Here is a 26,979-nt window from a genome sequence, read left to right as displayed (position 1 = left end):
ACTGACCCGGGGTTCAGGCGAGCCCGAGTTCCTTGTCGATGAGTGCGAACATCTCGTCGTCGGTGCTCGCGGTGAGGTCGGACGTGCCGGCCCGTGCCGGGGTGTCGCCCGCGTCGAGCCGCCAGTGGAGCGTGGCGACCCGTTTGGCCAGTGCCTCGGCGACGGACGCGTCGAGGCCGCCGGTGGCGACCGCCGCCTCGACGGCGGCGAGTTGTTCGAGTACCGGTTCCCGCGCCGTCCCCGCGCCGCCCGCGCCGAGCCGGTCGCGCAGATGGGCGACGAGCGCGGCGGGCGCGGGAAAGTCGAAGATCATCGTGGCGGGCAGGGCGAGGCCGGTCTCGGCGCTCAGCCTGTTGCGCAGGTCGACCGCGGTCAGAGAGGTGATGCCCTGGTCGAGGAAGCCGCGGCCGCGGTCGACCGCGTCGGCCGAGCGGTGTCCGAGTACGGTCGCGGTGTGCGCGGCCACCAGGTCGAAGAGGATCTTCTCCTGTTCGACGGGGGTGCGCCCCGACAGCCGCCGCGCCAGGTCCGTGCCGTCGCCGCCGCCCGCCGTCGGCGCGCCGGGGGCGGCCGCCTTGGGCGGCACCCGGAACAGGCGCCGCAGCAGCGCCGGGACCTGTCCTGTGCGCGCGAGCGCGGCCCGGTCGAAGAGGACGGGGACGAGCAGCGGGTCCGGCAGCGCGGTGGCGGTGTCCAGCAGGGCGAGGCCGTGGTCCAGGGGGATGGCGGACATGCCGGAGGTGGCGAGCCTGGTCAGGTCGGCGTCGGCGAGGTCGCCCGTCATTCCGCTGGCCTCGCGCCACACGCCCCAGGCGAGCGAGGTCGCGGGCAGCCCGTCGGCGGCGCGCCGCTGGGCGAGCGCGTCGAGCGCGGTGTTGGCGGCGGCGTAGTTGCCCTGTCCGAGGCTGCCGGAGACGCCCGCGTAGGAGGAGAAGAGGACGAACGCGGTGAGGTCCATGCCGCGGGTGAGGGCGTCGAGGTGCAGGGCGGCGTCGGCCTTCGGCGCGAGGACCCGGTCGACACCGTCGTCGGTCAGCTTGTCGAGCAGGGCGTCGGCGAGCACCCCGGCGGTGTGGACGACGCCGCGCAGCGGCCGCTCTGCGGGCACCCGGTTGAGCAGCGCGGCGAGTTCGGCGCGGGACGACACGTCGCAGGCGGCGATGTCGACGTGCGCCCCGGCCGCGCGCAGCTCCTCGCGGAGCGCTTGCGCGCCCGGCGCGTCCTGGCCGCGGCGGCTCGCGAGCAGCAGGCCGCGTACGCCGTGCCGGGTGACGAGGTGACTGGCGACGGCGGCGCCGAGGGTGCCGGTGCCGCCGGTGACGAGCACGGTGCCCTCGGGGTCCCAGTGCGGCTCGCCCGCGGGGGCTGCGGCGGTGAGGCGCGGCACGGCGGCGCGGCCCTCGCGGAGCGCCACCTCGGGCTCCGCGGCGGCGAGCGCCGCGGTGAGCGCGGCGGGCAGGGCGGCGGCGGAGCGCGGGTCGCCGTCCCAGTCGGCAAGCAGGAACCTGCCGGGGTACTCGGACTGCGCGGCGCGCACCAGGCCCCGTACGGCGGCGTCGGCGACGGACGCGATCCGCTCCCCCGCGGCGGTCGCCACCGCGGCGCGGGTGACCACGGCGAGCGGGGGCAGGTCGTCGCGCGGGTCGGCGAGATGGCCGCGCAGGGCCGCGAGCGCGGCGTGCACGGCGGCGTGCACCGGGCCCGCACCGTCATCGTGGCTGTCGCCCCCGTCGCCTGCACCCCTGGCGCCTGCGTCGCCCCCGTCGCCGCTGTCCCAGGGCAGCAGCAGGGCCGCGGCGCCGGTGGGGTCTTCGGTGGCGGTGGCGCCCGGTACGGCGGCGGCCAGGGCGTCGGTGGCGGTGCCGGTGCCGAGGACCGGCCAGGTACCGCCGCTTCCGGCGGCAGGCGGCAGCGGCAGCGGGTCCCACTCGATGCGGTGGAGCCCGCCGCCGGGGGCCGCGGGGGCGAGATGCGCGGGTTCTGCCGTGCGGGCCTCGACGGCCGCGGACAGTACGGGGGCGCCGTCCGCGGCGACGGCGGTGACGGTGAGCGCCCCAGCACCGGTGGCGGGCGCGACGCGCACCCGCAGCGCGCCCGCGCCCGGCGCGGCGATCCGCAGCCCGTGCCACACCGACGGCAGCCGCGGCGGGCCCTCGGGGTCCGCGCCGTCGTTGACTGCGGCGGTCAACAGGGCCTGGAGCAGCGCCGGATGGGCGGCCGAGGCGGCGGCGTCGGGGTGGGCGGCCGGGTCGAGGGCGATCTCGGCGAAGAGTTCCGCGCCGCGCCGCCAGGTCCTCACCACCGAGTCGAAGACGGGCCCGTACGCTGCCCACGCGGGCCGCGCCCGGGGCGTGTCGTCCGCTGTGGCGCCGTCCGGCGGCCAGACGGCGAGCCGGTCCCAGGCGGCGCCCTCGTCGACGGGGTGCGCCGCGCCGATGACGCCTTCCGCGTGCCGGGTCCAGGGGCCCTCGGTGTCGGCCGTGTGCCTGGTGTGCACCTCGACGGTGCGGGTGCCGTCCGCGCGGGGCGCCCCGGTGACGACCTGGACGTCGAGCGGTACGTCGCCGACGACCGGGGGCCGGTCGATCCGCAGGGTGCGCACGGTGTCGCAGCCGCACTCCTGCGCGGCCCGCGCCACCCAGTCGGCGAGGGCGGTGTCGGGCACCACCCGGGAGCCGAGCAACAGGTGCTGCCCGAGCCAGGGTTGGGTGCGCGGGTCGAGCCGCCCGGTGAGGACGGCCGCGGCGCCGCCCGCGACGGGCAGCGCGGCCCGCAGCACCGGGTGTCCGGTGCCGGTCAGCCCGAGCGCGGCCGGGTCGGAGGCGGACGGGGCGGGCGTCAGCCAGTAGGGCTCGTGCTGGAAGGCGTACGTCGGCAGGTCCACCCGGCGGCCGCCGGCGAGCGGCCCGTGCCAGTCCACCCGCGCCCCGTGCGCGTACGCCTCGGCGAGCGAGCACAGCAGCCGGGCGGGGCCGCCGTCGTCGCGCCGCAGGGAGCCGATGACGACGGCGCCGGAGGCGGCGGCCGCTGTCGCCGCCGTGGCCGCCGTGTCTATCGTCTCCTGTACCGGCATCGTCAGTACCGGGTGCGGGCTGACCTCGACGAACAGGTCGTGCCCCGTCTCCAGCAGGGTGCGTACGGCGGGTTCGAGGCGGACCGTGCCGCGCAGGTTCTCGTACCAGTAGCGGGCGCCGAGGGTGGTGGTGTCGGTCCACTCGCCGGTGACGGTGGACAGGAACGGCACGTCGCCCGCGCGGGGCGCGAGGCCCGCGAGGTCGGCGGCGAGCCGGTCCTCGATCAGCTCGACCTGCGCGGAGTGCGAGGCGTAGTCGACGGGGATGGCCTTGGCGCGCACCCCGTCGGCGACACAGGACTCGACCAGCTCGCGCAGGGCGCCGAGTTCGCCGGACACGACGACGCTCGCGGGTCCGTTGACCGCGGCGACGGACGCGCGCCCGCCCCAGGCGGCGAGCCGCCGCTCGACCTCTTCCACGGGGGCGGCTACGGACACCATGGTGCCCTTGCCTGACAGTTCGGCGCCGATGGCGCGGCTGCGCAGCGCCACGACCCGGGCGCCGTCGTCGAGGCCGAGGGCGCCCGCGACACAGGCGGCGGCGATCTCGCCCTGCGAGTGCCCGATGACCGCCGCGGGCCTGATCCCGTACGAGCGCCAGAGGGCGGCGAGGGCGACCATCGTCGCCCACAGGGCGCACTGGGCGACGTCGACGCGTTCGAGCCCTTCGCCGGTGCGCAGCGCCGCGACGAGGTCGAAGTCGGCGTACGGGGCGAGGGCGCGGGCGCAGTCCTCGATGACGGCGGCGAACTCGGGCGCCGAGTCGAGGAGTTCGCGCCCCATCCCGGCCCACTGGGAGCCCTGTCCCGGGAACACCATGACAACCTTGCGGTCGCTGTCGAGCTGGGCGCGTCCCGTGACGACGCCGGGCGCCGGGGTGCCGTCGGCGAGGGCGCGCAGCCCGTCGAGGAGTTCGCCCGTGCCATCGCCGACGACGACCGCGCGGTGTTCCAGCGCGGCCCGCGTGGTGGCGAGGGAGTGGCCGACGTCCACCGCGGCTGGCGGCTCCTGAAGGCCCGTCAGATGTGCGTGGAGGGCGGCGGCCTGGCCGCGCAGGGCGGGTGCGCCGCGCGCCGACAGCAGCCAGGGCACCGGGCCCGCGGGCGTCACGGTGGGGGTGTGCGCGCCCTGCGCGTGCCCGGCGTCGCCCTCGGGGGCGGGGGCCTCTTCGAGGATGACGTGCGCGTTGGTCCCCGAGATCCCGAAGGCGGACACCCCGGCGCGGCGCGGCCGGTCCACGGCGGGCCAGGGGCGGCGCACGGTGACGAGTTCGACGGCGCCCGCCTCCCAGTCGACCTTGGTGGAGGGCCGGTCGACGTGCAGGGTGGGCGCGAGTTCGCGGTGCCGCAGCGCCATGACCGTCTTGACGAGCCCGACGAGCCCGGCGGCGGCCTGGGTGTGCCCCATGTTGGACTTCGCCGACCCCAGGTAGAGGGGGGTGTCGCGGTCCTGCCCGTAGGTGGCGAGGAGCGCCTGTGCCTCGATGGGGTCGCCGAGGCGGGTGCCGGTGCCGTGCGCCTCGACGGCGTCCACGTCGGCGGGGGCGAGGCCCGCGGCGGTGAGGGCCTGCCGGATGACGCGCTGCTGGGAGGGCCCGTTGGGGGCGGAGAGGCCGTTGGAGGCGCCGTCGGAGTTGACCGCGCTCGCGCGCACCACGGCGTCGACGGGGTGCCCGAGGCGCAGCGCGTCGGAGAGCCGTTCCACGACGACGGTGCCGACGCCCTCGGCCCAGCCCGTGCCGTCGGCGGCGTCCGCGAACGCCTTGCACAGCCCGTCGGCGGCGAGCCCGTCCTGCCTGCTGAACACGGAGAACAGGGCGGGTGTGGCCATGACGGTGGCGGCGCCCGCGAGGGCGAGGTCGCACTCCCCCGCGCGCAGCGCCTGCGCGGCCAGGTGCAGCGACACCAGGAACGAGGAGCAGGCGGTGTCGACGGTGGCGGTGGGGCCGACCGCGCCGTACACGTACGAGAGGCGTCCTGACAGGACGCCCGCCTGGTAGCCGGTGCTGCCGTACAGGTCGGCGCCGGGGGCCGCGAGCACGAGGTTGGCGTAGTCCTGGGAGGCGGTGCCCATGAACACGCCCGTCCTGCTGCCGCGCAGCGACAGCGGGTCGATCCCGGCGCGCTCCAGGGCCTCCCAGGACGTTTCGAGCAGGAGCCGCTGCTGCGGGTCCATCGCCAGCGCCTCGCGGGGGGAGATCCCGAAGACCCCGGCGTCGAACCCGGCGGCGTCGTCGAGGAATCCGCCCTGCGTGGTGCCGCTCGACTCGGGCCCGTCGCCCGCGAGCGCGTCCAGGTCCCAGCCGCGGTCCCGGGGGAACGGTGTCACCGCCCCGCGGCCCTCGGCGACGAGCCGCCACAGGTCCTCGGGGCCGCGGACGCCGCCCGGCAGGCGGCAGCCCATGCCGACGATCGCGATCGGCTCGCGCGCGCGTTCCTCGTTCTCCCGCAGCCTCCTGCGGCTGTCCTGGGCCTCCGCGATGGCCCGCCGCAGGTACTCCCGCAGCTTCTCCTCGTCAGCCATGCCGGATCAGTCCCCCGCCTTGCCGTAGTGATGGGTCATGGCCGCCTCAGCCCAACTCGTCCACGAACGCGAACAGTTCGTCGTCGGACGCGGAGCCCAGATCGGGGCGGGCCGGCTGCGGCCCCCCGGCCGCCGGTGTGCACAGGTCGAGCAGTTCCCGCAGCCGGGCCGCGAGGCGTTCCGGCTGCGGCGCGGTGCCGTCCCGCAGGGCGGCCTCAAGCCCGTCGAGGGTGTCGGCGCCCGTGTCCTCTCCGTCGCCGATGCCGTCGCCGAGCTGTTCCAGGACGTACGCGGAGAGTTCGGCGGCGTTCGGGTAGTCGAAGACGACGGTGACGGGGAGCCTGAGCCCGGTGACGGTGCTGAGCCGGTTGCGCAGTTCGACGGAGGTCAGCGAGTCGAAGCCGAGTTCCTTGAACGCCGTCCTGGGGCGCACGGCCTCCCTGCCCTCGTGGCCGAGGACGGCGGCGACCTGGGTGCGCACCGTGTCGAGGACGGCCGCGGGGCGGTCGGCGGCCGGGGTCGCGGCCAGCCGGTCGGCGAGCGACCCCGCGGGCTGTGCGGTGTCCTTCGCCGCGGCCCGCCGCGGCGCGGTGCGCACCAGGCCCCGGAACACGCCGGGCAGCCGGTCGCCGAGTGCGCGCAGCGCGTCGTGGTCGAGGCGGGCGGCGACGAGCGCGGGTTCCGTGCCGCCGAGTCCTGGCGCGAACAGGGCGCGTCCGAACAGGGCCATGCCGTCGTCGATCTCCAGCGGGCGCATCCCGGCCCGTGCCATCCGCCGCAGGTCGGCCTCGGAGAGCTGTCCCGTCATGCCGCCGCCCGCGGCCCAGGGGCCCCAGGCGAGGGAGACCGCGGGCAGCCCAAGGCGGGCCCGGTGTGCGGCGAGCGCGTCGACGAAGGTGTTGGCGGCGGCGTAGTTGGCCTGACCCGGCGAGCCGAGCACCCCGGACACCGACGAGTAGAGGACGAAGGCGGCGAGGTCCATGTCCCTGGTCAGCTCGTGCAGCAGCCAGCCCGCGTCGACCTTGGGCCGTAGTACGGCGGCGAGTTGACGGTCCGTCATGGTGGCGGCGACGCCGTCGTCCAGGACGCCCGCGCTGTGCACGACCGCCGTGAGCGGCCGGTCGGCCGGGATGTCGGCGAGGAGCCCGGCGAGCGCCCGCGGGTCGGCGGCGTCGCACGCCACCACCCGTGCCTCGGCACCGAGTTCGGCCAGTTCCGCGCAGAGTTCCCGGGCGCCCGCCGCGTCGGGGCCGCTGCGTCCCGCGAGCACCAGCCGGCGGGCGCCGTACTCGACGACCATGCGGCGGGCGGCGTGGGCGCCGAGGAGCCCGGTGCCGCCGGTGACGAGGACGGTGCCGTCCGGGTCGAGCGGCGCGGGCACCGTCAGCACGATCTTGCCGACGTTGCGGGCCGCGGACATGAACCGGAACGCCTCGGGGGCCCGCCGCAGCGGCCAACTGGTGATCTCCGGCGGCGCGAGCACCCCGCGCTCGAACAGGTCGAGCACGGCGAGCAGGATCTCCCGCATCCGCTCGGGTGCCGCGCCCGGCACACCGGGTTCCGGCCTGGCGAGGGTGCCGATGTCGTACACCCGGTAGCTGACGCCCGGGTACCGGGCGCGCACCTCGTCGGCGTCGCGGATGTCGGTCTTGCCCATGTCGAGGAACCGGCCGCCGTCGCGCAGCAGTCCGAGCGAGGCGTCGGTGAACTCCCCGGCGAGGGAGTTGAGTACGGCGTCCATCGGGGGGAAGCGGTCGGCGAAGCCGAGGTCGCGGGAGTTCGCGATGTGGTCGTCGTCCAGGCCCATGGCCCGCAGCACATGCCACTTGCCGGGGCTGGCGGTGCCGTACACCTCGGCGCCGAGGTGCTGGGCGAGCCGTACCGCGACGACGCCGACACCGCCCGCGGCGGCGTGCACGAGGACCCGGTCGCCTGGGCCGACCCCGCCGAGGTCCACCAAGCCGTAGTAGGCGGTGAGGTGGGTGACGGGCACGGCGGCCGCGGGGCCGAAGTCCCAGCCGCGCGGAATCGGGACGAGCGAGGTGGCGTGGGCGACGGCGACGGTGCCGAACGCGGCGTCGAAGCAGCCCATCACCCGGTCACCGGGCGCGAGTCCCGTGACGCCGGGGCCGACGTCGAGGACGACTCCCGCGCCCTCACCGCCGAGGAGCAGGCTCTGCCCGGTGACCATGCCGAGGGTGGTGAGCACGTCGCGGAAGTTGAGCCCGGCGGCCCGCACCCCGACCCGCACCTGCCCCTCGCCCAGCGGCTGTTCGGCCTCGGGCGAGGCGACGAGCCGCAGGTTGCCGAGGGTGCCAGTGCCGACGCTTTCGAGCCGGTACGCGGCGGTGTCGGGCACGTCGAGGTCCTGGGCGCCCGCGGCGCGCACCAGACGCGGGGTGAACAGCTCGGTGCCGCGCACCGCGAGCTGGTCGAGGCCGGTGGCGAGCGCCTGCGGCAGCACGTCGGCGGCGTCCCGCGCCCCGTCGAGGTCGACGAGCAGGAACCTGCCGGGGTTCTCCGTCGCGGCGGCCCGTATGAGCCCCCACGCGGGTGCGGCGGCCAGGTCCGTGGCGCGGTCCCCCGGCAGCGCGGCGGCGCGGTCGGTGAGCACCGCGAGCCTGGTGTCGGCGTACCGCTCGTCGGCGAGCAGGTCACGCACCGCGGCGAGGACCCGCCGGGCGACGGCGTGCGCCGCGGCAGCGACGCCGGAGTCTGCGCCAGGAACGGCGGGTTCGCGGGTGGCAGTGCCGTCCGTGGCGGTTTCGCGGGTGGCAGTGCCGTCCGTGGCGGTTTCGCGGGTGGCGGTTTCGAGCATGGCGGCTTCGTGCGTGGTGGTTTCGGCCGTGGCGGCTTCGGCCGTGGCGGTGAGGATGACCAGTTCCGGGGTGTCGGCGCCCGCGTCGAGCGCGGCGGTGAGCGCCGCGAGGTCGGCGTGGGCGGTGCCGCCGCAGCGCAGCGGGTCGGCGCCGAGCACCGCCCAGCGCGGCGGCTCGGTGGCGTCGGGCTCGGGCACGGGCTGCCAGTCGAGGCGGAACAGCGCGTCGTCCTCGCCGCCGCCCGTGGCGGGCAGTGCGGCGCCGCTCATGGCGCGCAGGGTCAGCGCGCGGATCGAGGCGACGGGCGCCCCGGTGGCATCGGTGAGTTCGACGGACACGGTCCGCGACTCGCCGTCCTCGGCGAGGGTGCGCAGCACGGCGCGCGCGGCGTTGGCCCCACTCGCGTGCAGCACGAGACCTTCGCAGGTGAACGGCAGCGCGGGCCGCCGCGAGATCAGGAACAGCGGGTGGAGTACGGCGTCGAGGAGCGCCGGGTGCAGCGCGAACGCGTCCCCGTCGCCCGGCTCGTCGCCGGTGCCGGGCAGCGCAACCTCGGCGTAGACCTCGCCGTCGCGCTCCGGGTGTGTCCACGCCCTGCGCAGGCCCCGGAAGCCGGGCCCGTAGTCGAGGCCGCGCTCCGCCGCCGTCTCGTAGACACCGTCGAGGGCGGCCTCCTCGGCGCCGGGCGGCGGCCAGGCCCCGCCGGTCCCGGCGGCGGGCTCCGGCGCGCCCGGTGCGAGCACACCGCTCGCGTGCCGCGCCCAGGCGCCGTCGCCCTCGGGCCGCGAGAACACCTCGAAGCCGCGCCGCCCGTCCTCGCCCGCGGCGGCCACCGCGAGCTGGAGCTGTACGGCGCCCGTCTCGGGCAGCACCAGCGGCGTCGCGAACATGATCTCGTCGACCTGTCCGCAGCCGACCTGGTCCCCGGCCCGCACGGCGAGTTCGAGGAAGCCGGTGCCCGGCAGCAGGACCCGCTCGTTCACGCGGTGGTCGGCCAGCCAGGGCTGGGTGGCGAGCGAGAGCCGCGAGGTGAACAACAGCCCGTCGCCCCCGGCAAGTTCGACCGCGGCGCCCAGCAGCGGGTGCCCGGCGGCGACGAGCCCGAGCCCGGCCGCGTCCCCCGCCGCCGCGAGCGGCTTCGGCCAGTAGGGCCGCGACTGGAAGGCGTAGGTGGGCAGCGCGACCCGGCGCGCCCCCGAACCGGCGAACAGCGCACGCCAGTCGACGAAGACGCCGGTGGTGTGGAGTGTGGCGAGGGCGGTGAGCCAGGCGGTGGGCTCGTCCCTGTCCTTGCGCAGGGCGGGTACGGCGGCGGTCTCTTCAAGAACCGCGCCCGCCATGGCGGTCAGCACACCGTCGGGACCGAGTTCGAGAAGGGCGTCAACTCCGGCTTCCCGCATGGCCGTCAGACCGTCCGCGAACCGTACGGCCTCACGGACGTGCCGCACCCAGTAGCCGGGGTCGGTGAGCTGCCCCGGCCCGGCGAGGGTTCCGGTCACGTTCGACACGACGGGAATCTCGGGCTCACGGAAGTCCAACTCGGCTATGGCCGACCGGAATGCGTCGAGCATCGGGTCCATCAGCGGCGAGTGGAACGCGTGCGAGACCCGCAGACGGGACGTCTTGCGCCCCTCGGCGCCCAGCTTCCCCGCCACCGCCTCCACGGCGTCCTCGACACCGGCCACCACCACGGCACGGGGCCCGTTCACGGCCGCGATCGAGACACCGTCGGTGAGCAGCGGCGTGACCTCGTCCTCGGCAGCCTGTACCGCCACCATGGCGCCGCCTTCGGGCAACGCCTCCATGAGCCGCGCACGCGCCGATACGAGCGCACACGCGTCGGCAAGCGACAACACCCCCGCCACATGCGCCGCAACCACCTCACCAATCGAATGCCCACCGACGTGTGAGGGCTTCACCCCGACCGACTCCGCAAGCCGGAACAACCCCACCTCAACCGCGAACAACGCAGGCTGCGCCCACCCCGTCCGATTCAACTCCTCGGCGTCATCACCCCAGACCACATCCCGCAGCCCGTCGAAGTACGCCAGCACCTCGTCGAAGGCAGCCGCGAACATCGGATACCGCGCGTACAACTCCCGCCCCATACCGAGGCGTTGCGCCCCCTGCCCGGAGAAGACGACGCCGAGCGTGCCGGTACCGGTGGTCTCTCCGCGGGCGATCTCGTACGAGCCGTCCTGCGAACTCAGCAGTACGGCACGGTGGTCGAGGTCGGAGCGGGCCAGCAGGGACCAGCCGACGTCGACCGGGGAGAGCCCGGCGACCGCCTCGGCCAGGCGTGCCCACTGCTCGTCGAGGGCGGCGGGGGACTTCGCGGACAGCACCCACGGCACCGGGTCGGTGACAGGTTCTGGGGCGGTCGTCGCTTCGGCCGGTTCGAGTACTGCCCCGGGACCCTGCTCCAGGATGACGTGCGCGTTCGTACCGCTGATACCGAACGACGACACCGCCGCACGCCTGGGGCGGTCGACCACGGGCCACTCCGTGTTGGCCGTGACCAGTTCGACGGCGCCCGCCGACCAGTCCACATGGGACGAAGGCTCGTCCGCGTACAGCGACCTGGGGACCACGCCGTGCCGCATCGCCTCGATCATCTTGATGATGCCCGCGACACCCGCCGCCGCCTGGGTGTGCCCCAGGTTCGACTTGACGGTGCCGAGCAGCAGCGGGTTCTCCCGGTCCTGCCCGTAGGTGGACAGCAGCGCCTGGGCCTCGATCGGGTCGCCGAGCTTCGTACCGGTGCCATGGCCCTCGACCACGTCCACGTCGGACGTCTTCAGGCCCGCGCCCGCCAACGTCTCGCGGATCAGCCGCTGTTGGGAGGGCCCGTTGGGGGCGGTGAGGCCGTTGGACGCGCCGTCCTGGTTGATGGCGCTGTTGCGGATCACCGCGAGGATGTCGTGGCCGTTTGCGATGGCGTCCGACCGCCGCTCCAGGACCAGCAGGCCCACCCCCTCAGACCAGCCCACACCGTCCGCGGACTCCGAGAACGCCTTGCACCGCCCGTCCGCCGCCAGACCGCGCTGCCGGGAGAACTCCACGAACGCGGCAGGCGTCGCCATCACGGTGGCCCCACCGGCGAGCGCGAGCGAGCACTCACCCGAACGGAGCGCCTGCGCCGCCCAGTGCAGCGCCACCAGCGACGACGAGCACGCCGTGTCCACGGTCACCGCAGGACCCTCGAAACCGAACGTGTACGCCACCCGGCCCGACGCCACGCTCGACGCCGCCCCGTTGCCCAGGAACCCCTCGAACTCCTCGCCGCCGAGCAACCCGGCGTAGTCGGAGTACATGACGCCCGCGAACACACCCGTACGACTGCCACGCAACGACGCAGGATCGATCCCCGCCCGCTCCAACGCCTCCCACGTCGTCTGCAACAACAACCGCTGCTGAGCATCCGTCGCCACCGCCTCACGCGGACTCATCCCGAAGAACGCCGGGTCAAACTCCCCAGCCTCATGCAGGAAACCGCCGGAACGCGCGTAGGACGTACGCGCACGGTCCGGGTCCGGATCGAACAACCCCTCCAGATCCCAGCCACGGTTCGTCGGGAACCCCGACACCGCATCCGTACCCTCACTCACCAACCGCCACAAATCCTCAGGCGACGCCACCCCACCCGGGTACTGACACCCCATCCCCACCACAACCACCGGATCGTCGTCCAACGACGGCAACGAAACCGCCTCGGGCGCCAGTTCGGCGCCGGGGGTGTCGCCGAACAACTCCGCCGCCAGGTGTCCGGCGAGTCCTTCGCTCGTGGGGTAGTCGAAGACCAGCGTCGCGGGCAGCCGGAGGCCCGTGGTCTCCATGAGCCGGTTGCGCAGGTCGACGGCGGCGAGGGAGTCGAAGCCCAACTCGCGGAACGAACGCTCCGGGTGGATCTTCCGGTGGTCGGCGTACCGCAGCACCCGGGCCGCCTCCGTGCAGACCAGGGCGACCAGCGCGTCGAGGCGTTCGGCGCGGCCGAGCGCGGCCAGCCGGTCGAGATGTGTCGCGTCGGATGCGGCGGTACCGGCGGCCGCGGCGGCCCGTCTGCCCGCCCCGCGGACCAGGCCGCGCAGGATCGGGGGCACGGAGCCGGTGGCCCGCAGCGCCGCCGCGTCGATCCGTACCGGCGCCACGGCCGCCGCGCCCGTGCCGAGGGCGGCGTCGAAGAGCGCGAGGCCGTCCTCGGGGGCGAGCGGCGGCATCCCCGAGCGGGCCAGCCGGGCCGCGGCCGCCTCGTCCAGGGTGCCGGTCATCCCGGCCGCCTGGTCCCAGGGGCCCCACGCGAGCGCCACGCCCGGCAGCCCGAGCGCACGGCGGTGTGCGGCCAGGGTGTCGAGGAACGCGTTGCCCGCCGCGTAGTTCGCCTGCCCCGCGGTGCCGAGGGTGCCCGCGATGGAAGAGAACATCACGAACGCCGACAACCCACCGCGCTCCGCGGTCAGTTCATGCAACAGCCACGCCGCATCCACCTTCGGCGCCATCACGGCGTCAAGACGGGCCGCGTCGAGCGAACCGATCACACCGTCGTCCAGCACACCCGCCGTGTGCACCACGGCGGACACGGGACGGCTGTCCAGGAGGCTGGCCAGGGCGTACCTGTCGGTGACGTCGCACGCCATCACCTCGGCGGTGGCGCCGAGTCCGGAAAGCTCCTCCACCAGTGCGGCGGCGCCCGGCGCGTTGGGACCGCGGCGGCTGACCAGCAGCAGACTCCGCACCCCGTGCTCCGCCACCAGATGCCGCGCCACCAGCGCACCGAGACCACCGGTGCCGCCCGTGACCAGCACCGTACCGTCCGCGTCCCACTCGGGAGCCACGGCGGGCCCGGCGTCGGGGGCGACACGCGCCAGCCGCGCCGTGGTCACACCCTCGCCGGTGACGGCCAACTGCTGCTCGTCCGAGGCCAGGGCACGCGACACCCACTCCGGCGTCCAGCCCTCGCCGAGGTCGACGAGCCCGAACCGGCCCGGATGCTCCGACATCGCAGAACGCACCAGACCCCACACCGCACCAGCCGCCACATCCCCACCCGACACCACACCCCGCGTCACAAACACCAGACGCCCACCAGCGAACCGATCGCCGGACACCCACTCCTGTACGAGGCCGAGCGCGGAAGCCGCAAGCCCATGCGCATCCGCCACCACACCACCGCGCCCCACCACCGGCACCACCACAACCGACGGCACATCGACGAGCCCCCGCAGGTCGGCCACGGAGTCGTACCCGAGCCCGAACACATCGGACCCCACGACCACCGGCGCCACAGCCGACGCCCCCGGCACCTCCACCGGCACCCACTCCACCCCGAACAGGGCGTCACGCGTCCGTGCCGCGGCCCCGCCGCCGCTCACCGCGCGTACGACCAGTGTCTCGACCGAGGCCAGCACCCCGCCCACGCTGTCCGCGAAGGCGATCGCGTAACTGCCCTCGCCCGCATGGCGGATACGGACCCGGGCCGCCGTCGCGCCCGACGACGGGAGCGAGACGCCCTGCCAGGAGAACGGCACCCCCACGGAGCCGTGGCCGCCGGCCCCGTCGAGCGCCGCAAGCAGTACGGCGTGCAGTCCCGAGTCGAGCAGCGCGGGGTGCAGCCCGTAGCTTCCGGCGTCGAGTACCCGGTCGGGCAGCGCCACCTCCGCGTACAGCTCGCCTTCCTTGGTCCAGGCGGCCCGCAGCCCCTGGAACACAGGGCCGTAGACGAAGCCGATGTCCGCGAACCGCTCGTAGCAGTCCTCGATGTCCAGCGGCTCGGCGCCCGCGGGCGGCCACGCCACCATCGCGAAGTCCGGCTCCTTCGCCGGGACGGAGCTGAGCACACCGGAGGCGTGCAGGGTCCAGAGGTCGTCGGCCCCGTGCGCGTCACGGGAGTGAATCCCGAGGGTGCGGCGCCCGCCCTCGTCCGGCTCCCCCATCCGCAACTGCACCTGGACCGCGCCGCGTTCGGAGAGCACCAGCGGCGCCGCCATCGTCAGCTCCTCGACGCGCTGGCAGCCGACCTGGTCGCCGACGCGTGCCGCGAGTTCGAGCAGCGCGGCGCCCGGCACCAGCACCTGGCCGCCGACGACATGGTCCGCGAGCCAGGGGTACATGGCGACCGACCACCGCGAGGTGTAGAGCAGCCCGTCGGAGTCCGCGAACCGCACCGCGGCCCCCAGCAGCGGGTGTCCACCGGTCTCAAGGCCCAGCGACTCGACCCGGGACTGTGCGGAGGTGGCGGGCCACAGCCACTCGTGCTGGAAGGCGTAGGTGGGCAGCGCGACCCGCCGGGCCCCGGAGCCGGTGAACATCGCCCGCCAGTCGACGGGCACACCGATCGTGTACAGCGTGGCGAGGGAGGTCAGCCAGGCGGTCGGCTCATCCCAGTCCTTACGCAGCGCCGCCACGGCGATGCCCTCTTCGAGCACCGCACCCGCCATCGCGGTCAGTACCCCATCGGGACCGAGTTCCAGGACCGTGCCAACTCCGGCCTCCTGCATTGCCGTCAGACCATCCGCGAAACGCACGGCTTCGCGAACATGCCGCACCCAGTAGCCGGGGTCCACCAGAAGACCAGGCCCCGCAACAGCACCCGTCACATTCGACACGACGGGAATCGCGGGCTCACGGAACTCCAACCCCGCGATAGCCGCCCGGAATTCATCGAGCATCGGGTCCATCAACGGCGAATGGAACGCATGCGACACCCGAAGCCGCGACGACTTCCGCCCCGGCGGCAATCCAGCAACCACCGCCTCCACCGCAGCCTCAACACCCGCCACCACCACCGACGTAGAACCATTCACCGCAGCAATCGACACACCCTCGCCCAGCAGCGGCGCAACCTCATCCTCCGTCGCCTGCACCGCCACCATCGCACCACCCTCAGGCAGCGCCTCCATCAACCGCGCACGCGCCGACACGAGCGCACAGGCGTCGGCAAGCGACAACACCCCCGCCACATGTGCGGCAGCCACCTCACCAATCGAATGCCCACCCACATACGACGGCTTCACACCCACCGACTCCGCAAGCCGGAACAACCCCACCTCAACCGCAAACAACGCAGGCTGCGCCCACCCCGTCCGATTCAACTCCTCCGCATCATCACCCCACACCACATCCCGCAACCCGTCAAAGTGCCCCAGCACTTCATCGAAAGCCCCCGCGAACACCGGGTACCGGGCGTACAACTCACGCCCCATGCCAATCCGTTGGGAGCCCTGCCCGGAGAACACGACACCCAGCGAACCCCGCCCGGACCCCTGCGCCACCTGCCCCCGTACCAGCTCAGGGGCTCCGTCCGCAGAACCCAGGAGCACCGCGCGGTGCGCGAAGTCCGAGCGGCCCAGCAGGGACCAGCCCACGTCGACCGGTGACAGATCCCGCCCGGCCGCGTGTGCGGTGAGGCGGGCTAGCTGGGCGTCGAGGGCCGCGGGGGACTTCGCCGAGACGACCCAGGGGACCGGGAAGGAGACCGGTTCTGCCGGCCTTGCGGTGTCCTCGGGTGCCGGGAAGCCGGGGGCCTGTTCCAGGATGACGTGGGCGTTGGTGCCGCCGATGCCGAACGACGACACGGCGGCGCGGCGCGGGCGCTGCGTCTCGGGCCAGTCGGTGTGCTCGGCGACGAGTTCGACGGCGCCCGCCGACCAGTCCACATGGGACGAAGGCGTGTCCGCGTGCAGCGACTTGGGGACGACCCCGTACCGCATCGCCATGATCATCTTGATGATGCCCGCGGCACCCGCCGCGGCCTGGGTGTGCCCGATGTTCGACTTGACCGTGCCGAGCAGCAGCGGGATCTCGCGGTCCTGCCCGTAGGTGGCGAGGAGCGCCTGGGCCTCGATGGGGTCGCCGAGGGTGGTGCCGGTGCCGTGGCCCTCCACCACGTCCACGTCGGACGTGTTCAGGCCCGCGCCCGCGAGCGCCTGCCTGATCAGCCGCTGCTGGGAGGGGCCGTTGGGGGCGGCGAGGCCGTTGGAGGCGCCGTCCTGGTTGACGGCGGTGGCGCGGACCACCGCGAGGATGTCATGCCCTGCGGCGAGCGCGTCGGAGCGGCGTTCGAGGACGAGCAGACCGACGCCCTCCGACCAGCCGACGCCGTCGGCGGACTCGGAGAACGCCTTGCAGCGGCCGTCGGACGACAGGCCGCGCTGGCTGGAGAAGTCGGTGAAGGTCCTGGGGGTGGACATCACCGTCGCGCCGCCCGCGAGCGCGAGCGAGCACTCGCCGGAGCGCAGCGCCTGCGCGGCGGAGTGCAGGGCGACGAGGGAGGACGAGCAGGCCGTGTCGACGGTGACGGCGGGGCCCTCGAAGCCGAAGGTGTACGACACCCGGCCGGAGGCCACCGCGGGCGAGCTGCCGCTGCCCTGGAGCCCCGCGTGCTCGTCGCTCTGGGTGAGGAAGCCGTAGTCGGAGTACATGATGCCCGCGAAGACCCCGGTGCGGCTGCCGCGCAGCGAGCGCGGGTCGATGCCCGCGTGTTCCAGGGCCTCCCAGGACGTTTCGAGGAGCAGCCGCTGCTGGGCGTCGGTGGCGACGCTCTCGCGGGGGCTCATGTCGAAGAACTCCGGGTCGAAGTCGCCCGCGTCGTGCAGGAATCCACCGCGCACCACATGGGTACGGCCCGGGGTGGCGGGGTCGGGGTCGAAGAGTCCTTCGACGTCCCAGCCGCGGTTGACGGGGAAGTCGCTCACCGTGTCCTCGCCGCTGACCACCAGCCGCCACAGGTCGTCGGGCGAGCCGATACCGCCCGGGTAGCGGCAGGCCATGCCGACCACGACCACCGGGTCGTCGTCGAGCGACGGCAACGCGGCTGTCCCGGGGGACAGTTCGGCGCCTGGGGCGTCGCCGAACAGCTCCGCCGCGAGGTACCCCGCGACGCCTTCGCTCGTGGGGTAGTCGAAGACCAGCGTCGCCGAGAGCCGCAGGCCCGTGGTCTCCATGAGCCGGTTGCGCAGGTCGACGGCGGTGAGGGAGTCGAAGCCCAACTCGCGGAAGGAGCGCTCGGGGTGAATGTCGCGGTGGTCGGCGTGCCCGAGCACCCGGGCGGCCTCCGCGCGCACCAGCGCCAGCAGGGCGTCGAGGCGGGCGGCCCGGCCGAGCCCGGCGAGCCGGTCGAGCAGGGCCGCGTCCGCGCCCGCCGCGCTCCCGGCGCCCGCGACCCGCCGCACCGTCCCGCCGACGAGGCCGCGCAGGATCGGGGGCACGGAGCCGGTGGCCCGCAGCGCCGCGGTGTCGAAGCGTACCGGCGCCACGGCCGCCGCGCCGGTGCCGAGGGCGGCGTCGAAGAGCGCGACGCCGTCCTCGGGGGCGAACGGCGGCATCCCCGCCCTGACGAGACGGGCCACCGCCGCTTCCGCCATGGTGCCGGTCATGCCGGCCGACTGGTCCCACGGACCCCACGCCAGCGCCACGCCCGGCAGCCCGAGCGCACGGCGGTGTACGGCGAGCGCGTCCAGGAACGCGTTGCCCGCCGCGTAGTTCGCCTGCCCCGCGGTGCCCAGGGTGCCCGCGATGGAAGAGAACATCACGAACGCCGACAACCCACCGCGCTCCGCGGTCAGTTCATGCAGCAGCCACGCCGCATCCGCCTTCGGCGCCATCACGGCATCAAGACGGGCCGCGTCGAGCGAACCGATCACACCGTCGTCCAGCACACCCGCCGCGTGCACCACGGCCGACACCGGGCGCGCGTCGAGGAGCGCGGCGAGCGCGCCCCGGTCGGTGACGTCACAGGCCACCGCCTCCGCGGTGGCGCCCAACTCCGCCAGCTCCGCGACGAGTTCCGCGGCGCCCGGCGCATCAGGGCCGCGGCGGCTGACCAGCAGCAGGTTCCGCGCGCCGTGCTCGGTCACCAGGTGCCGTACGAGGACGGCCCCGAGGCCGCCGGTGCCCCCGGTGACGAGGATCGTGCCGTCGCCGTCCCACGCAGGGGCCGCGGCACCGGGCGCCACCCGCGCGAGCCGGGCCGCGGCCACCCCGTCGCCGCCCACCGTCAACTGCGGCTCATCGGAGGCCAGGGCACGCGACACGGCCTCCGGCGTCCAGCCCTCGCCGAGGTCGACGAGCCCGAACCGGCCCGGATGCTCCGACATCGCAGAACGCACCAGACCCCACACCGCACCAGCAGCCACATCCCCACCCGACACCACACCCCGCGTCACAAACACCAGACGCCCACCAGCAAAACGATCCTCCGCCACCCACCCCTGCACCGCAGAAAGCACAGAAGCCACCAGCCCATGCGCATCCACCACCACGTCATCAGCCCCGACCACCGGCACCACCACAACCGGCGGCACCTCGGCCAACCCGTCCAAGCCCGCCACCTCGGCCAACCCGAGCCCGAACACATCCGACCCCACAACCACCGGCGCCACACCCGACGCCTCCGGCGCCTCCACCGGCACCCACTCCACCCCGAAGAGCGCGTCACGCGTCAACGCGGCGCCCCCTGCGGCCTGTTCGCGCCCGAAGCGGCGGCGCGCCAGCGCCCGTACCGTCATGACGGGGGCGCCAGACGGGTCAGCGACGTCGACCGCGAGCCCGCGCTCGCCGGGCACGAGCCGCACCCGTACCCGGGAGGCGCCGGAGGCGTGCAGCGACACGCCCTCCCAGGAGAACGGCACCTCGGGCTCGGCGTCGGGGCCCGCGAGCGCCGCCGCGTGCAGACACGCGTCGAGCAGCGCGGGATGCATGCCGTAGCGCCGGGCGTCGGCCGCCTCGCCGGGCAGCGCGGCCTCCGCGTACACCTCGTCGCCGCGCACCCACACCGAGCGCAGGCCGCGCAGTACGGGCCCGTAGGCGAAGCCCTGCTCGGCGAGGGTGTCGTACCAGTCGCCGACCGGCACCTGCCGGGCGTCGTCCGGCGGCCACGGCGTCTGGTCGGTGGCGGGCGCCGCGTCAGGGGTGCCGGGGACGAGCGATCCCGAGGCGTGCGTGGTCCACGGCGCCTCGACACCGCCCTCGGGCCGCGCGTACACACCGACCGCGCGCCGCCCGACCGCGTCGGGCGCGCCGATCCGCAACTGGAGTTGTACGGCGTCCGACTCCGGCACGACGAGCGGCGCCGCGAGCGTCAGCTCCTCCACCCGCCCGCAGCCGACCTCGTCGGCGGCCCTGATCGCCAGCTCCACGAAGCCGGTGCCGGGGAACAGCACACGGCCCTTGACGCGGTGGTCGCCGAGCCAGGGGAGGCTGCCGACCGAGAGGCGCGAGGTGAAGACGAGCCCGTCGTCCCCCGCGAGCCCCACCGCGGCGCCCAGCAGCGGATGCCCGAGCGCCTGCTGCCCGAGCCCCGCCGGATCACCGGCCCCGCGCACCACCGCGGGCCAGTAACGCTCGTGCTGGAAGGCGTACGTGGGCAGTTCCACGCGGTAGAGCGGGACACCGAACTCGGTGAACAGCGCGCGCCAGTCGACCGGCACACCGGCCGTGTACAGCGAGCCGAGGGCGGTCAGCCACGCGGCCGGCTCCTCCCGGTCCTTGCGCAACCCGGCCACGGCGACGGCCTCTTCGAGCACCGCACCCGCCATCGCGGTCAGTACGCCGTCCGGGCCTAGTTCGAGGACCGTACCGACTCCGGCCTCCCGCATGGCCGTCAGACCATCCGCGAAACGTACGGCTTCGCGAACGTGCCGCACCCAGTAGCCGGGGTCCGTCACAAGACCCGGCCCGGCAACAGCACCCGTCACATTCGACACGACGGGAATCTCGGGCTCGTGGAACTCCAACCCCGCGATGGCCGCCCGGAATTCGTCGAGCATCGGGTCCATCAGCGGCGAGTGGAACGCGTGCGACACCCGAAGCCGCGACGTCTTGCGCCCCGGCAGCCCGGCGACCACCGCCCACACCGCGGTTGTCTCGCCCGACACCACCACGGAGGTAGGCCCGTTGACCGCCGCGATCGACACACCGTCGGTGAGCAGCGGCGTGACCTCGTCCTCGGCGGCCTGCACCGCGACCATCGCACCGCCCTCAGGCAGCGCCTCCATCAGCCGCGCACGCGCCGACACGAGCACACACGCATCCGCCAGCGACAACACCCCCGCCACATGCGCCGCAGCCACCTCACCAATCGAATGCCCACCGAGGTACGAGGGCTTCACCCCGACCGACTCCGCAAGCCGGAACAACCCCACCTCAACCGCGAACAACGCAGGCTGCGCCCACCCCGTCCGATTCAACTCCTCCGCATCCGCACCCCACACCACATCCCGCAACCCGTCGAAATGCCCGAGCACCTCATCGAAAGCCCCCGCGAACACCGGATATGAGGCATACAACTCCCGCCCCATGCCGATCCGTTGGGAGCCCTGCCCGGAGAACACGATCCCCAGCGAGCCCCGCCCGGACGCCTGCGCCACCTGCCCCCGTACCAGCTCGGGAGCGCCGTCCGCCGAGCCCAGCAGCACCGCGCGGTGTGCGAAGTCCGAGCGGTCCAGCAGGGACCAGCCGACGTCGACCGGGGAGAGACCGAGGTCGGCGGCGTGTGCGGTGAGGCGGGCCAGTTGGGTGTCGAGGGCCGCGGGGGACTTCGCCGACACCACCCAGGGGACGGTGGCGGGGGCGGCCGTGTCGGGGAGGGGTTCCTCGGGGGCGGTGGCGAGGGGGGCCTGTTCGACGACGACGTGGGCGTTGGTGCCGCTGATGCCGAAGGCCGAGACACCGGCGCGGCGCGGGCGGTCCACGAGCGGCCAGTCGGTGTTCTCGGAGACGAGTTCGACGGCGCCCGCGGACCAGTCGACGTGCGACGAGGGCGCGTCGACGTGCAGCGTCCTCGGGACGACCCCGTACCGCATCGCCATGACCATCTTGATGATGCCCGCGGCACCCGCCGCGGCCTGGGTGTGGCCGATGTTCGACTTCACGGAGCCGAGCAGAAGCGGTGTCCCGCGGTCCTGGCCGTAGGTGGCGAGGAGGGCCCCGGCCTCGATCGGGTCGCCGAGCATGGTCCCGGTGCCATGGCCCTCCACCACATCCACATCGGCGGCGGTGAGCCCGGCCCCGGCGAGGGCGGAGGTGATGACGCGCTGCTGGGAGGGGCCGTTGGGCGCGGTGAGGCCGTTGGACGCGCCGTCCTGGTTGACGGCGGTGCCGCGGACCACCGCGAGGATGTCGTGCCCGGCGGCGAGCGCGTCGGAGCGGCGTTCGAGGACGAGGAGGCCGACGCCCTCGGCCCAGCCGACGCCGTCGGCGGACTCCGCGTACGCCTTGCAGCGGCCGTCGCCCGACAGGCCGTTCTGGCGGGAGAACTCCACGAAGACGCCGGGGGTCGACATGACGGTGATGCCGCCCGCGAGGGCGAGCGTGCACTCGCCCGCGCGCAGCGCCTGCGCCGCCAGGTGCAGTGCCACCAGCGACGACGAGCAGGCGGTGTCCACGGTGACGGCGGGGCCCTCGAAGCCGAACGCGTAGGAGACACGGCCGGAGATGACGCTCGCGGAGAGACCGGTGAGGCCGTGTCCGTCGGCGGCGGAGGAGCCGACGGACACCAGGTGCTGATAGTCCTGCCCGTTGCTGCCGACGAAGACGCCGGTGCGGCTGCCGCGCAGGGCCGCCGGGTCGACCCCGGTGCGCTCCAGCGCCTCCCAGGACGTTTCGAGCAGCAGCCGCTGCTGCGGGTCCATGGCGGTGGCCTCGCGCGGGGAGATCCCGAAGAACCCGGCGTCGAAACCGGCGACGGCGGGCAGGAAGCCGCCGCGCCGGGTGGCGCTCGTGCCGTGCTCGTCGTCGAGGAGTTCCGCGAGGTCCCAGTCGCGGTCGGTGGGGAAGTCGCCGGTGGCGTCGGCGCCTTCGAGCAGGGCGCGCCACAGGTCCTCGGGCGAGTCGATGCCGCCCGGCAGGCGGCAGCTCATGCCGACGATGACGACGGGGTCGGTGTCGTCGGCCGCGGCGGGCGCGGGCGCCGGGGGCTCCTCGGCCGTCTCCTGGCCGGTGCCCGCGAACTCGTGGAGGAGGTGTTCCGCGAGGGCGTGCGGGGTCGGATAGTCGAAGACGATCGTGGACGGCAGCGAGAGACCGGTCCCGGCGACGAGTTCGTTGCGCAGCCCGACGGCGGTCAGCGAGCCGAAGCCGAGGTCGTGGAAGGCGGCCTCGGGGCCGACCGCGTCCGGGCCTTCGTGGCCCAGTACGTCGGCGGCGCGTGCGCGTACGAGGTCGAGGGCCCAGGCGAGCCGGTCGGGTCCCGGCAGGGCGAGGACGCGGCGGCGGATGTCGCCGGGGTCGCCGTCCGCGGTGGCCGCGGCCGCCGCCTCGACCGCCCGGCGGGCCTCGGGAACGCCGTCGAGGAGCGGGCTGCGGCGGACCGCGGTGAACGCCGCGGTGAAGCGTTCCCAGTCGATACGGGCGACGGTGAGCGTGGTCAGGCCCTCGTCGAGGGCCTGCCGCAGGTCGCCGATGGCGTCCTCGGGCTCCATGGGCAGGACGCCGAGGGCGCGCAGCCGCTCGGCGCTCGCGGCGTCCGCGACCATGCCCGCGCGGGCCCAGGCGCCCCAGGACACGGCCGTGGCGGGCAGGCCCGCGGCGGCGCGGTGTTCCGCGAGCGCGTCGAGGTAGGCGTTGGCGGCCGCGTAGGCGGCCTGGCCGCCGCTGCCCCAGATGCCGGCGATGGAGGAGAACAGCACGAACGTGTCGACCGGGTGGTCCCTGGTCAGCTCGTGGAGGTTGCGGGCGCCGACGAGTTTCGCGCCGGTGATCTCGGCGAGCCGGGCGGGGCCGAGTGCGGCGAGGGGTTCTTCCGAGATGGCGCCCGCGGCGTGCAGGACGGCGGTGAGGGGGTGTTCCGCGGGGACGGCGGCGAGGAGCGCGGCGAGCGCGGCGCGGTCGGTGACGTCGCACGCGGCGAGGGTGACCAGGGTGCCCGCGGCGCGCAGTTCCTCGGCGAGCGCGGTGGCGCCCGGCGCGGCGGCGCCGCGCCTGCCGACGACCACGAGGTGGTCCGCGCCCGCGTCGGCGGCCCAGCGCGCCAGATGGCCGCCGAGTCCGCCGGTGCCGCCGGTGATGAGGACGGTGCCCGAGAGGGTGTGCGGCGCGGCGGCGGGGGCGCCGAGGGGGGCGGCGGCGCGCACCAGGCGGCGGGCGCGTATCCCGTCGTCGCGCAGGGCGAGTTGGTCCTCGCCGTGCGGTGTGGTGAGGATGCCGCGCAGCCTGCGTCCGGCGTCCTCGTCGAGGTGGGCGGTGTCGGCGGGCAGGTCGACGAGGCCGCCGAACGCGGCCGGGTGCTCCAGGGCGGCGACCCGGCCGAGGCCCCACACGGCGGCGCCGTCGAGCCCGGCCGCCAGGTCCCCTGGCAGCACCCGCAGGGCGTCCCTGGTGAGGCACCACAGCGGGGGCGCCTCGGCGCCGAGCGCGGGCACGGCGCGTACGAGCGCGAGGGCGGTGGTCAGGGCGGGCGGCGTGGCGCCTTCGGGGCCCGCGCCCTGCGGGGCGGGCAGCGCGACGATGCCGGTGTACGCGGCGGTGTCGGCGAGGAGTGCCGCGAGGCGGTCGGCGAGCGCGGCGGGTTCGGGGTCCTCGGCGAGGGTGACGTGGGTGGTGGCGGGGCCGAGGAGGGCGAGGGCGGCCCGGGTCCACGGGTCGTCGGCGGCGCTCGCGGGGACCAGCGCGAGCCAGGTGCCCGCGGCGTCCGCGGGCGGCTCGGGCAGCGGCTCCCACTCGACGCGGTAGCGCCGGTCGCCGGACGCGGCGCGCCGCACCCTGCTCTCGCGCCAGGCGGCGAGCGCGGGCAGGGCGGCGCCGAGGGTGTCGCCCGCGACGCCGAGGCCGCTGAGGTCGCCGCGCTCGACGGCGGCCCAGAACTCGGCGTCCACCGGGTCCTGGGCGGCGGCCGGTTCCGCGACCGGCCAGTACCGCTCGCGCTGGAACGGGTAGGTGGGCAGGTCGACACGGCGGGCGCCGGTGCCGTCGAACAGCGCCCGCCAGTCCACCCCGACGCCCGCGGTGTGCAGCCGGGCGAGGCCGGTGTGCAGGGCGGTGGTCTCGGCGCGCTCCTTGTGCAGCAGCGGCACGGCGAGGGACCCCGCGTCGAGGGAGTCCTCGGCGAGGGTGCTGAGGGTGCTGTCGGGGCCGATCTCCACGAACGCGTTCACCCCGGCCCTGCCGAGGGCGCGCACCCCGTCCGCGAACCTGACGGTGCAACGGACGTGTTCCACCCAGTAGTCGGGGGTGGTGAGGAGCCCGTTCGTGACCGGTTCGCCGGTCAGCATGGACACCATCGGTATCTCGGGCTCGTGGAAGGTGAGTACGCTCACGGCGTCGCGGAAGGCGTCGAGCATCGGCGCCATCAGCGGCGAGTGGAACGCGTGCGAGACCCGCAGGCGCGAGGTGCGGCGGTCGCCGAACGCCGCGACCACCGCCGCCACCTCGTCCTCCGCGCCCGCCACCACGACCGTGTACGGGCTGTTCACGGCGGCGATCGACACACCGCCCGTCAGCAGCGGCGCCACCTCGGCCTCGGTGGCCTCAAGGGCGACCATGGCGCCGCCGCGTGGCAGCGCCTCCATCAGCCTGGCCCGCGCCGACACCAGCGCGCACGCGTCGGGCAGCGACAGCACCCCCGCCACATGCGCCGCCGCGATCTCGCCGACCGAGTGGCCCGCGACGTACTCGGGCACGACACCGAACGACTCGACGAGCCGGTACAGGGCGACCTCGACGGCGAACAGCGCGGGCTGCGCCCAGCCCGTCCTGTCGAGCGCCTCGGGCTCCGTGCCCCACAGCACCTCGCGCAGGCCGGGGAAGTGCGCGGTGACGTCGTCGAGGGCGGTCGCGAACCGCGCGTATCTGCCGTGGAGTTCGCGGCCCATGCCGAGGCGCTGGGCGCCCTGCCCGGCGAACAGCGCGCCGAGCAGCCGCTCCCCCGCGACCCCGCGCGCCACCTCGGTGCGGCCGCCGTCGGGGCGGGCGACGAGCACCGCGCGGTGCGGCAGGGCGGCGCGGCCCGCGAGGGAGAAGCCGATGTCGGCGGGGGTGGCCGCGGTGGTGTCGGCGTGCGCGGTGAGCCGGGCGAGCGACGCGTCGAGCGCCGCGGCGGAGCGGGCGGACACCACCCATGGCACCGGGCTCGTCAGGGGGGCGATACGGAGCGTGAGGGTGGTGTCGGCCGCGGGGGCGTCGTCGTTCTCGGCGGTGCCCTCGGGCTCGGGGGCCGGGGCCTGTTCCACGATGACGTGCGCGTTGGTGCCGCTGATGCCGAAGGAGGACACGGCGGCGCGGCGCGGGGCGCCCGTCTCCGGCCAGGGCCGCGCCTCGGTCAGCAGCTCGATCGCGCCGTCCGACCAGTCCACGTGCGACGAGGGGGCGTCGATGTGCAGGCTGGGCGGCACCTCGCCGCGCCTGACCGCCTCCACCATCTTGATCACACCGGCGACGCCCGCGGCGGCCTGGGTGTGCCCGATGTTCGACTTCAGGGAGCCGAGCAGCGCGGGCCGCGGGCGGTCCTGCCCGTAGGTGGCGAGCAGCGCCTGCGCCTCCACCGGGTCCCCGAGCCTGGTGCCCGTGCCGTGCGCCTCGATGACGTCGACGTCGCCGGGACCGAGGCCGGCGTCGGCGAGCGCGGCCCTGATCAGCCGCTGCTGGGAGGGGCCGTTGGGCGCGGTGAGGCCGTTGGAGGCGCCGTCGGAGTTGACGGCGGAGCCGCGCAGCACCGCGAGCACCTCGTGGCCGCGTTCGCGGGCGTCGGAGAGCCGTTCGACGACGAGGACACCGACGCCCTCCGCCCATCCGGTGCCGTCCGCGGCGTCCGCGAACGACTTGCAGCGGCCGTCCGACGCGAGCCCGCCCTGCCGGGTGAACTCGACGAAGATGTCGGGTTCCGCGAGCACCATGGCGCCGCCGGCCAGCGCCGTCGAGCAGTGTCCCGCGCGCAGCGAGCGCATCGCGGTGTGCAGCGCCACCAGCGACGAGGAGCAGGCGGTGTCCACGGTGAGGACGGGCCCCTCGAACCCGAACGAGTAGGCGATACGGCCCGAGAGGACACCGCCCGCGGTGCCGGTGAGGACGAAGCCCGTCGAGTCGTCGCCGAGGAGGTTGCCGTACGTGGTGCCCGAGGCGCCGACGAACACCCCGGTGTCGCTGCCCCGCAGGGCGTTCGCGTCGACACCCGCCCGCTCCAGCGCCTCCCAGGACGTTTCGAGCAGCAGCCGCTGCTGCGGGTCCATCGCCAGCGCCTCGCGCGGCGACAGGCCGAAGAACCCGGCGTCGAAGTCGGCCGCGTCGTCGAGGAACCCGCCGCGGCGGGTCGCGCAGCGCGGCGGCCCTCCCGCGTCGCCGAAGAGACCGGGGAGGTCCCAGCCGCGGTCGCCGGGGAAGTCCCCCACCGCGTCCGTGCCCTCGCTGACCAGCCGCCACAGGTCCGCGGGCGAGGTGACACCGCCGGGGAAGCGGCAGGCCATGCCGACGACGGCGATCGGCTCCGCCGTCCGGCTCTCCAGGTCCCGCACCCGCTGCCGGGAACGCCGCAGATCGGCCGTGACGCGCCGAAGGTAGTCGACGACCTTGTCCTGCTGGTCATCCCGCACTGGTCCATCCTCATCACTCGGTGAACGCCGACCGTGCCCACTCATCACT

The 26,979-nt window shown here is 74.9% G+C and carries 2 protein-coding genes; both read right to left on the bottom strand.

Annotated elements, in window-relative coordinates:
• Positions 1-13: 13 nt before the first annotated feature.
• Positions 14-5,566 carry a type I polyketide synthase gene (locus ACIBIW_RS07255; RefSeq protein WP_399332962.1) on the bottom strand — a complete coding sequence of 1,851 codons (5,553 nt, stop codon included), beginning with the start codon at positions 5,564-5,566 and terminating at the stop codon, positions 14-16.
• A 76-nt stretch (positions 5,567-5,642) separates the two neighbouring features.
• Positions 5,643-26,975: a type I polyketide synthase gene (locus ACIBIW_RS07250; protein WP_399332835.1), complete on the bottom strand. Its 21,333-nt coding sequence runs from the start codon at positions 26,973-26,975 to the stop codon at positions 5,643-5,645.
• Between the last annotated feature and the right edge of the window lie 4 nt (positions 26,976-26,979).

The sequence above is a fragment of the Streptomyces sp. NPDC050560 genome, from assembly GCF_044457285.1.
In the GTDB taxonomy this organism is placed as follows: domain Bacteria; phylum Actinomycetota; class Actinomycetes; order Streptomycetales; family Streptomycetaceae; genus Streptomyces.
Note: the sequence above shows the minus strand (reverse complement) of the source record. Positions and strands in the feature narration are given on the sequence as shown.

Bases quoted from the DNA above. Each gene is read 5' to 3' on its own strand.
- ACIBIW_RS07250 (WP_399332835.1), bottom strand. From the start codon at position 26,975: ATGAGTGGGCACGGTCGGCGTTCACCGAGTGATGAGGATGGACCAGTG.